7 protein-coding genes and 1 pseudogene are annotated in these 11224 nt (G+C 36.7%); 3 read left to right on the top strand and 5 right to left on the bottom strand.

All coding sequences use genetic code 11. From position 1 onward, the window contains the following. Nucleotide 1: 1 nt before the first annotated feature. The 3 genes and pseudogenes from GQR87_RS08025 to rluF form a co-directional block, all read left to right on the top strand. Complete coding sequence (locus tag GQR87_RS08025; RefSeq protein WP_158968221.1) at nt 2-295, top strand: YeaC family protein; 294 nt, start codon at nt 2-4, stop codon at nt 293-295. Then, nucleotides 285-3098: a DUF349 domain-containing protein gene (locus tag GQR87_RS08030; protein ID WP_158968223.1), complete on the top strand. Its 2814-nt coding sequence runs from the start codon at nt 285-287 to the stop codon at nt 3096-3098. The genes GQR87_RS08025 and GQR87_RS08030 overlap by 11 nt, the downstream gene beginning before the upstream one ends. Nucleotides 3099-3226: 128 nt before the next feature. After that, nucleotides 3227-3955 (top strand): annotated as a pseudogene (rluF, locus tag GQR87_RS08035) (23S rRNA pseudouridine(2604) synthase RluF); the annotation flags it as partial. 168 nt (nt 3956-4123) lie between these two features. Here rluF and GQR87_RS08040 read toward each other — a convergent pair. The 5 genes from GQR87_RS08040 to cysN form a co-directional block, all read right to left on the bottom strand. Next, nucleotides 4124-6376: a GGDEF and EAL domain-containing protein gene (locus tag GQR87_RS08040; protein WP_158968227.1), complete on the bottom strand. Its 2253-nt coding sequence runs from the start codon at nt 6374-6376 to the stop codon at nt 4124-4126. Between the two features lie 422 nt (nt 6377-6798). Then, nucleotides 6799-7053 carry a hypothetical protein gene (locus tag GQR87_RS08045; RefSeq protein ID WP_233267429.1) on the bottom strand — a complete coding sequence of 85 codons (255 nt, stop codon included), beginning with the start codon at nt 7051-7053 and terminating at the stop codon, nt 6799-6801. 181 nt (nt 7054-7234) lie between these two features. Continuing rightward, on the bottom strand, nt 7235-7978 hold the full coding sequence (locus GQR87_RS08050; protein WP_158972927.1) for a class I SAM-dependent methyltransferase: 744 nt from the start codon (nt 7976-7978) through the stop codon (nt 7235-7237). Between the two features lie 88 nt (nt 7979-8066). Beyond that, entirely contained in the window at nt 8067-9794 is a 1728-nt protein-coding gene (locus GQR87_RS08055) for an SLC13 family permease (protein ID WP_158968229.1), read from the bottom strand. 18 nt (nt 9795-9812) lie between these two features. Further along, nucleotides 9813-11222 carry a sulfate adenylyltransferase subunit CysN gene (gene cysN, locus GQR87_RS08060; protein WP_158968231.1) on the bottom strand — a complete coding sequence of 470 codons (1410 nt, stop codon included), beginning with the start codon at nt 11220-11222 and terminating at the stop codon, nt 9813-9815. Nucleotides 11223-11224: the final 2 nt, after the last annotated feature.

Consider the following 11224-nt stretch of genomic DNA (forward strand, 5'->3'; position numbering starts at 1 on the left):
TATGCATAATTCAAGTCTGTTGCAAAATATGTCTCCTATTGTTTATGAAAAACTGCTACAAGCAGTGGAGACGGGTAAATGGTTAGATGGTTCTCCTTTAACCGAAGCCCAACGAGAAACAAGTATGCAAGCTGTGATGATGTATCAAGCAAAAATCTTGAAATCTGAGCAACATATGACAGTGGGTGAAAACGGCGAGATAGTACATAAAAGCCGTGCTTCATTTAAACAAGAGTTTCAACAAAACTCTGATAACAATCAAACAATAGCGCGGTTTAAACAAGATGATCTTTAAACATCTTTTTCGTCCCAAACATCAAAGTCCAAATCCTAAGATCCGTATTCAAGTCATAGATAATCTTAATAAACAAGAACCAGAACAAAGATCAATATTACATGAACTGGCGTTTAATGATGATGATGTGAATGTCAGTTTGGCTGCATTGCAAAAATTAGATAGTTTTGTGTTGTGGTACAAAATGTCAGAAATTGCAAAAAACGAGCGTGTGTTAAAACGTTCACAAAAAATAGTAGAAGAGAACTTATTTTCTGAACAGTCTGAGTTATTGAATAACGAAGAAAAACGCAAATTTGTGCAAGAATGTCGTGATCATAGATTGTTAGAAAAATTGCTCGGTCAGATTTGGTTACAACAAGATACCGATTTGGTTTTAGAGGTATTAAAAAAGTTAAACAAACCACAAGTTCAAGAAAAGTTATTATTGGAAAGCCGAAATGAAGCTTTACAGTTAGCTTTATTGGCTAAGCTGCAGGATGGGGCGCAACAAAGAAAATTACTGAATAAACTGATTAAAAAAACGGCCAGCGATAACATTAAAAATGAGAGTCAGAGCCTTTTAGAAAGTTGGTTGCGTGCTGAATCGTTACCAATTGAAATTGAACAACAAGTGAAAATGATTTTGTCCCGCTTATTGGCATTAAAAGATAGCCATGATCTACCTGTGATACAAGCTCAACAAGATATATTATTGCAAAATTATCAAAAGTTAGCCGAAGATTTTTATTGTTTAACGGATATCAAGCGTCAAGAAATCGAACAAAAGTATCTAGAGATCACAGAAAAATTAACCAGAACAATTGAGTTATTAACCCCGCAATGGCAAGCCAAATTGGCTGAACAAGCTTTGCTTAGTAATATTGAAACATTAGTGGCTAGTGTCGAGCAAACGTTAACTAAATTGTCTGCTGAATTGGCTTCTCGTATCAGTGAAATTACTGAGTCTGAAGCGAACGATTTTTCGCAACAACTAGTCTCTCATTCAGAAAATTTGCAGGCATTAATTCATCAACTGGATAGTAACAATCACCAACAACATAAACGTTTAGAGCAGTTGCAGCAAAAGTTGTTAGCCAGTCAAAATACAGTACAAAACTTAACTGAGTTTCAACAAGCTATTCAAGTTGCAGATACCTTAGTCACTAAATTTGCAGCTTTACCTTTGCCAAATGATCAAAGTCAAATTGAAGCCGCACAAGACTTTGTAAATGATTTAAAACGTCAATGGCGAGATGTTGTCGGCAATCATCAAGGCCATGTTCCAAAAGTATTAACTGATAAATGGAATAGCCGAAATAAAGACTGGCAGTTCGCATTAAAACAATTAAAAACTGCAGTAAATGCCGAGCTTGCCCGTTGTAGAAATAAAATTAGAGCGGTAGATAGTTTAATTCAACAAGGTAAATTTAAAGCGGCCATGGGCTTGTATCAAAAAGTACAAGTCTGGTTTGCAGCCTTGCCCGAAAAACAAAATTCACAGCTGGAAAAGTCTTTTAATTCAATAAAACAACAAATTGAAAATTTACAAGATTGGCAAGAATATATCGCCGCTCCAAGAAAACCGGCATTACTGCAAGAAGTAGAAAGCTTAATCACAGCACCGCTCAGTATTGATGAACAAGCTAAAGCAGTAAAGTCTTTGCGCGCTCAATGGAATAGTTTAGGTAAATTAGATACAGAGTCTGATCAAGCGTTAAATCAAGCCTTTGATCAAGCGATCGAAAAAGCCTTTGAACCTTGTCGTCAGCACTACGATAAGCAACAACAAACAAGAGAGCAAAATTTAGCGGCTAAACAACAAATTATCGCTGAACTTAAAACATTATCTGAATCAACTATCGGCATATCTGAGTTAGCCAAATATCTTAAATTATTGCAACAAAAATGGAAGAAAGTAGGGGAAGTAGACTATAAATTACGTTCTGCAATCTATGAAGAATTTCAGGGATTAACCGCTCCTTTACGAGACAAGGTGAATCAGTTTTATCAAGATAACCAAGAGCAAAAACAGAAATTATTAGATAAAGCTATAGCTTTAGTTGAACTAGAGTCAGTTAGTGAGGCAATTGAGCAAGTTAAAGTTTTACAGGCTCAATGGAAAACTATTGAACATGCTGGCAGAAAAGCTGAAGCTGAATTATGGCCTGCATTTAGAAAAGCTAACGATGACGTTTTTGCCAAACGTACAGCTGAAAACCAACAGCAAAAACAAGCATTAAAACAACAACTTGAACTAGTAAAAGATAAAGTGTCTGAACTCGAAACAAGTATAAATGAAGCGCAAGATAAAGCGACAATTCAAGCTGCGTTAGAAGGCAAGTCTGAGATAACAGAGCTATTAGCATCTTTGCCTGTTTCTGAGCAAAAAGTCATTGAAGGCAAGTTGCAAAGTATTACTGAGATACAAGATAAAAAACTGGCTTCATTAAAAAAGGCTGCCAAGCTGCAACACTTCAGAGATATATTTTCTATTTTGCAAACATGGCAGGCAGGTTCAGACTTAACTGAAAGCATTAAAGTGTTACCCAAACCTTGGCAAACTTGCTTTATCAATTTAAATCGTTCGGTTGATCGTCATCAACTTTTATTACAAATGGAGATTTTGGCACAAATTGATTCTCCGAAAGAGGATGAGAAAAGTAGACAACAAATGCAAATGCAGTTGATGGCACAAAAGCTTCAAACAGGTGAAGCGCTAGAATTAATAACACTGTTAAAAGAGTGGATTAGTGCGGGGGTCTTGGATGACGCCAGCAAAAAGTTATTGCCTCGTTTAGAAAAGGTTTATCTAGAGGTGTAAGCAAACTCTTTCAGAGCGAGATTAAACAGACTTGAAGGTGAGGGGTTTTCATCTTCAAGTCGATTCATGTTAAAATAGTCTTAAGTACGGCTATCCCTATTCATTTTTAAATATTAAGCAACTTCTTTATGTCTTTGATCCGATTAAATAAGTTTATAAGCGATTCAGGTTTTTGCTCTCGTCGAGAAGCAGATAAATTGATCGAACAAAAACGTGTGACGATTAACGATTTGGTTCCAGAGCTAGGTACAAAAGTAGCTGTAGGTGATGTCGTGAAAGTTGATCATCAGCGTATTTCGGCCAGTGCTGAAAATAAGTCTGACCGAGTGTATATCGCTTATCATAAACCTGTTGGTATTACTTGTACTACCGAGCGGCATATCAAAGGCAATATCATAGATGCGATTGGTCACAAAGAGCGAATATTTCCCATTGGTCGCCTGGATAAACCGTCAGAAGGTTTGATTTTTTTAACCAGTGATGGCGATATAGTGAATAAAATATTACGAGCTGAAAATGCTCATGACAAAGAATATATAGTCACTGTGAATCGGCCCCTTACTGAACAGTTTATTCATAAAATGGCTAACGGTATTCCTATTTTAGACACAGTGACTAAACCTTGTGTGGTGACTATGCAGAGTAAAATGGTATTTAGGATTATCTTAACTCAAGGTTTAAATAGACAAATTCGTAGAATGTGTGAATACCTAGGATATGAAGTGACGAAACTTAAACGTAGTAGGATTATGTCTGTCCGTTTAGCTGGGCTTAAACCGGGCCAATGGCGAGATTTAACCCCTGAAGAAATGGACGAGATTAATGCAGCCGTGCAGGGGTCAACTAAAACTGCGGTTTAGTTGTTTCTGTTATGCTGGGTGTTGTGGCTGATCAATCTTGTTAGAAAGAAACAAATGAAGTCAATGTTCAGGCTTGCTGTGCTTAGCCATTTCACATAAGGCTTCAAAATATCGTTGTTATTACTGCTTTCAGTTCATTGATATGCAATGACATAACAATGGCAGTTATTTTTTAGACAACAATAACTTTTCGAACTCATCGGCTGCAATTGGCATCGACATTAAATATCCTTGATATTTGTCAATATTCATTTCTTTCAATATTTGCAAATGCTCGGCTTTTTCTACCCCTTCGGCAGTAACCGACAATCCTAAGCTTGAGGCCATAGAAGCAATTGCCGCACAAAGGTTACGAGAAGAAGTATTGGTTTCAATATCTTTGATAAAACTACGGTCTATTTTTATCGAGCTAAAATCAGTTTTTGTAAGATAGCTTAAACTTGAATAGCCTACACCAAAATCGTCAATAGCTGTGTTTACGCCTAATTCGGCGAACTGTTTAATATTAAATTGCACAAGGTCTAAGTCATCAGCAAATACACGTTCGGTGAGCTCTAGAATTAGTGATTTACCTGCTAAATGATATGCTGAAAGCAAACGTTTAGTATCATTCACCATGTCGTCACTATTAATTTGACGATAGGATACATTGACCGACATAACTAAATGTTCAAAGCCCATTTGGTGCCACTTTTTTAATACCCTACACGACTCTTCTAAAACCCATAGCCCGATAGAAACAATAAGCCCATTATCTTCACTAATGGGAATAAACTCATCAGGCGATACTCTCCCAAGTTCATCGTGTTTCCAACGGACTAAGGCTTCAGCACCACAAATATGGTCGTGAATGTCGTAGATTGGTTGAAACAATAGAGTAAGCTCACCTCTTTCAATGGCATATTTGAGTTCATGACTTACTTTAATTTGTCTTTTTACGCAGTCGTAATGCTCGGTGCTATAAAATTCGTAAGTGCCTCGGCCATTTGCTTTAGCTTTGTACATGGCTAAGTCGGCCTTACGAATAAGATCGTCGGCATCCATACCATCTTTTGGATAAAATGAAATGCCAGCACTTGAGCCAACAAAATATTCCTGACCGTTGTCGTTGATAACATCACTTATACACGATTGAAATTTTTTAACTAGCTCGATAACAATGGTGGGTGTATCTACGTTATTTAACAATATTACAAATTCATCCCCGCCAAACCTAGCGACAAGATCGCCGCTGCGCATATTTTCTTGCAAACGACTAGCTATTGCCAATAGCACCATATCGCCCGCCTGATGCCCCTGTATATCATTAATATCTTTAAATTTGTCCAGATCAAAAAATACCACTGCAAACTTTTTATTATTCTGTTTGGCACGGGTAATCATTTCCCCTAGCTGCTCTTGTATTGACAAGCGATTAGGCAGCTTTGTTAGGTGATCGTAGTGTGCTAGGTACGATAGTTCATTTTCATGGTTTTTACGGGTCGTAATATCTTCTAGGGTAATAAGAGTATGTTGTTCATTATTTTCATCAGCAATAATTAAACTGGAGTACTCTACCCAAAGAGTGTTTCCGTTATTGACAGTAATGCTGGTTTCGATGCCCGAGGTTTCTTGTGGCATATTATCAGTGCTACTAGTATTTAATATTTCAAGACCACTATGGCATAGCTTTGATATGGGTAATTGTAAAAGAGCGTCAGGTGGAAAACCAAAACTTGTATGTGCTTTTGCATTAGCTCGAACTATGCAGCCTTTACTATCGATTAAAAGAACGCTTTGAGCTTTAGAATTAAATACGCCTAAAAATAGACCACTTTCAAAATTTGCTAAGTCAAGGGCTTTTCTTAAGTTCTCCATTTTTTCATTAAGGGTGAAATAGTAGATCATCATTATGAAGAAGAAGATGGTTAAACACATAAATCGTGTGAAAAAGGTGTACCCCATACTATTTTGATAAGCTAGGGTTACCGCATCTGCCGGATATATGGCGTAGAAGATAGTGCCAAATAAACAAATAATGTAGAAAAATAACTGTCCTCGCCAGCCCATTGTACCGCCAGCCAAGATTGGAAATAAAAAAATCCAAGCAAAGTGAGGAGGGGTAATACCACCGGCAAAGGTAATATTAACCATATGAATTGCAAACATACAAAACAACATTATACCGGCAGCAAGGGGGATATTTTTGGTACGATGGAGCACAAATAAATTGGCAATAATAATACTGACGCCAATAATTTGCGAAATAACTACCCATGGTTTCATCACTGGTGCGAAATGCGGGTAACTAAAGGCTAAAACCGTGATGTAGATTACACTCGATATATTAACAAGTGATAATAAACCGGATGAACGAGTTTTAATAAAAAAGTCCATTATTGCATTATTGTTATTCGACTTTGTTGTGTTTATTTCCATGTAACAACGGGCCTTTCTTTGTTCATTATACTGAGGTGTAAACAGTTTTTTATATTTAATAAATGTACACAAGGTTTGAAATTAGCGTTAGTGTTACTTCAGAACATTTTTAATTTGTGAAAAAATCGAAAGTAAAAACAAGATAGCTTAGTGTTTAAAACAGCGTAGATTTATTTATTGTGTTCTTGATAGTCTAACGTTTTATTGAAATTTAGTATATGTTGGGTTTTATGTATTCATTGCTGTGATGGTTCAGGTTTAGCATTTCGTTAGTTAACCGATGGGGTGGTGGCTAAAAAACTATAAAAAGACAGTCGTGAGTGTTGTTGACGAGCAATAGCCAATAGCTTTTAACTACCTGCAGTATGTTATTACTCGCCATTGTTCCGCTTTTCCCCCACAGTGAGGCCTCTGCTTTTTAGTTATCGAGGTGAAAGCGAAAAAAATACATTATTGACCCATTGCCAAAGAGACAACTTTTTCTTGTTATTTTTATCGGTTTTATGTTTTTGTTGCCAACGCTTATTGTTTGCAATGCGTTTTTGACGTTGTTCATCAGCACGATTTGCCACTTCTGCAAACCGAAGTCGTTGTTCTTTAGTAAGATCTTCAGCAAAGGATTTTATGGGTGTTTTATTGCTAACAGTTGCCATACTTGACTTTGGAGATGAACACATTGGACTATCCTAACTAATAATATCCGTACTAATTTAGACAGGGCGAAGGAGCTATTTCTTTCATTTTTTCTAAAACAACTGAAACGATCATTAACAATCACTTATATTTTTCTTTTTATGTTATCTAAATACCATTTCTAGTTGTGTCATGCTGCTTCAGTGTTTGCTATTCAGCTATTTTCTATTTCTTCACACAGACAAAAATAGCATTGCCAGAGGTATTTTCGTAAGGGGTGATTTTCTCGTAGTCGTGTTCAAATACATGGACTTCAAAGTAGCTGGTTAAAATTTCTCGTAATTCATCAAAACTAAAAGCAACCATAGTATGTTCGTCTTGCCACACTTGAGTTTCATTACTAGTTGTTTTTTCAATACTGATTTTAAGTGCTTGTTGATCACCATCACCAGAGTAGTGCCAGCCTGAGCTAAAGGTGAAGAGGTCAGCTTCTTGTTGAGCTGTGTGTTTAACAAATGACAAATTGTCTATCTTGGTTTTGTCCACTACGTTAAAGCAAAAAACACCTCGGCTTTTTAATGCTTTATGGACACTAATTATACATTCAGTTAATTTCTCAAGACCGTTATTGTAATGAATTGAATACAAAAAACAGGTGATTAAATCTAACGGTTCCGAGACCTTAAATTGGCTCATATCTTGTAATGAAAAGTGTGCTTCAGGACAACGTGTTTTTGCTAGATCTAACATAGGTTGGTTTATATCAAGGCCGCTACTGTGATAACCAAAATCAATAAAATGACGGACATGAGGGCCGGTTCCACAAGCCATATCAAGATGTGTTTTTCCGTCGGTACCAAAAATTTGCATCAGTCTGCGAATACAATTGCTTTGGGCCGGGTAATTGATTTCGGCACACATAAGATCGTAATAACACGAAAGGTCGGTATAGAGTGAGTTGGCAGACATATAAGGGGAGGTTTTTGCGAAAATTTTAAGGTGGCGCATACTAAACGAAGTCGTTGCTTTAGTAACCTATTTTTACATTTTATTGGTTTTACAAGCCATAAGAATATTTCAACAGTAGCAATACTATTGTTGAATAAAATACTGAAATAGGTAAACCAAACTTTATAAAATGTTGGAATTTGTAGTTGCTAGCGCTGAATACTAATAAGTTAGTTTGATACCCATAGGGGGAGATGAAACTGGCACTGGCGGCAAATGCCACGGCTAGTGCGAACGGCATAAGTGGTGCACCTAATACTTCTACCATGCCATAAGCAAACGGAAACATAAGTGCGGCTGCCGCGTTATTTGTCACTAATTCAGTTAAGACCAATGTTAATACATATATAGTCACTAAAGCCCATATAGGACTGACACTGGAAGCCCAAGGATGTATGGCATCCATTAATTGCGCGATTACCCCAGATTTTTCTAAGGCGGTGGCCAAACTTAATGCACCTACAATCACAATTATAAGGTTTAACGGAATATTACGTTTAATTTCATTATTTGAGGTGATACCACTGGCGACTAAAATGGCCATAAAAAATAATAAACCTGTAGCTAAGTTTAATATTGAAGTGGCGGCTAACCCAACGGTTAATAAAAAACCACCTACCGTTATCCATTCTTGAAAACGTGATAATTTAGTAACCACTTTCTTTTCGGATAAGATAAAAAAGTTTTTTGCTAGGTTATGTCTTTGAACAAAGTCGGGGCCGGTAGCCAATAATAAAAAGTCTCCAGCTTGAAGTTTTATTTCTCCCAGTTTGCCTGATAATGACTCCCCATCTCGCCTAACAGCAACAACTGCTGCATCAAATAAGGCTCTAAAACCTAACACTTTTAAGGTTTTACCAATAATCGGCGCGCGGTTTGAAATAATGACTTCAGTTAAGTTGTCTCTTAATAACCCATCTGATTCGGCAAACAATTTTAGCCCTTTGATATGACTCAGATTGTCTACGTTTTGTACATTGCCGGTGAATATCAGTTTGTCGTTGGCATGAATAACAAAATCAGGGGTGATGGGGGTGATTAATTTTCCGTCACGAGACACTTCGATTAGGAATAACTCAGGTAGGTTTCTAAGGTGATTTTCTTCAACACTTTTACCTACTAATTCAGAATCGGCTTCAACATCAGCCTCAATAAAATAACTATTGTATTGATTGTTTTTATTTTCGATTTTAGGTAACAAAGGGGTCATTAAATACATTAATAAACCACAACTTAAACCTGCCACTAGGCCGTATAAAGTAAAATCCCAAAAATTGAACCCAGGGTGTCCATGTTCAATTAAAAAGCTGTCTACTATTAAATTAGTTGATGTGCCGATTAAGGTGACAGTGCCACCTAATATAGCTGAATAGGAGAGGGGAATAAGCAAACGCGAAGCATGATGATATTGATTTTGTTTAACTGGCCCAATCAAGCTGGCGACTACTGCTGTGTTATTTAATAAGGCTGAAGAAGTAAAGGTTAAGCCAAATAATCGCCAAAAACTAGTTTTGAAATTAGCTGTAACTAAGGTTCTACCTAAACGTTTGATTAAAGAGGTTTTGTCTACTGCAGAGCTGACTAACAGTAATAAAATGAGGGTAATTAAACCTTGGTTCGTCAGGTTTTTGATCACGTCACTGATTATCAATTGTTGACTGGCAATTAGTGCTAAAAGTGAGCTGGCAAAGATAAGAGAAGGGCGCTTGTCTGTTACAACAAGCGCCAATATAGTACCAGTAAATATCGCTAAAACCAGATACTGGTTAATATCCATATTATTTTATCTTACTGTTTAAAGTTTAGTAATATCGTTAGCATTCCAATGAGGGAAATGCTTTCTAACTAACGCATTGAATTCTAATTCAAATTCAGAGTATTCAGTTTTAGTATTACCTTCAGCTGAAGCTTCAATAATCATGCCCGCACCAACAGTACCATTGGTTAATCTATCAATTATGATAAAGGCACCGGTTGTACGATTTTTAGTATACGGGTCACATGCAACAGGCTGAGTTAGTTTGATGTTACCGACGGCTATTTCGTTCAATTCTAAACGAACTGCATCTTTATGTTCCATTGAGTTCACATCAATTTGATAATCGATATCTGTGACGCTACCAAGTACATTTTTAGTCGCAAACTTAAAGCCATATTGCTTATGTGGCATTAAAGGTTCTTCGTCCATCCACACTAAGTTAGTTTTGTAAGTGCTAGAGTGAAGAGGTAAATTGTCACTTTTAACTATCATGTCGCCACGAGAAATATCAATTTCATCTTCAAGTGTGATAGTAGTAGTAAGTGGTGCGTAAACTCGGTCTTGTTCACCTTCAAAGTTTACTAGTGCTTTAACTCTAGACTTTTTGCCCGAAGGTAGAGCTGTAATGCTGTCCCCAGGTTTGATTTCTCCAGAAACTACTGTGCCGGCAAAACCTCTAAAATTAAGGTTTGGACGGTTAACGTATTGTACAGGAAAACGGAAATCATCTAAGTTAAAATCATTACCAATTTCGATGTTTTCTAGCATAGACATTAATGACTGACCTTTATACCAAGGTGTGTGTTCACTAATGTTTACTACGTTGTCACCTTCAAGTGCAGATAGAGGAATAAACTGAATATCAGGGATCTCTAATTGTTTAGAAAATTCAAGATAGTCACGTTTTATTTCTTCGTATACTGTCTCGCTATAGTCTTTAAGATCCATTTTATTTACAGCAACTACTATGTGTTTGATACCTAGTAGTGAAACTAAAAATGAATGACGACGGGTCTGAGTTTTTACACCCGCACGAGCATCTATCAGAATAATCGCTACATCACAAGTTGATGCACCGGTGACCATGTTACGAGTATATTGTTCATGTCCTGGCGTATCGGCAATAATAAACTTACGTTTATCTGTAGAAAAATATCGATAAGCTACATCAATTGTAATGCCCTGTTCACGCTCAGATTGAAGTCCATCTACCAATAAAGCTAGATCAACTTTTTCTCCAGTTGTTCCCATCTTTTTACTATCTTTGGTAATAGCGGCTAATTGATCTTCAAATATCATTTTTGAATCATGTAACAAACGGCCGATTAAGGTACTTTTACCATCATCAACACTGCCACAAGTTAAAAAACGCAACATGTCTTTCTTTTCGTGTTGCTCTAGGTAGCCCAATATATCAGACTGTAATAATTTATTTTCGCTATTCATAA

Source organism: Paraglaciecola sp. L3A3 (assembly GCF_009796765.1).
Taxonomy (GTDB): Bacteria; Pseudomonadota; Gammaproteobacteria; order Enterobacterales; family Alteromonadaceae; genus Paraglaciecola.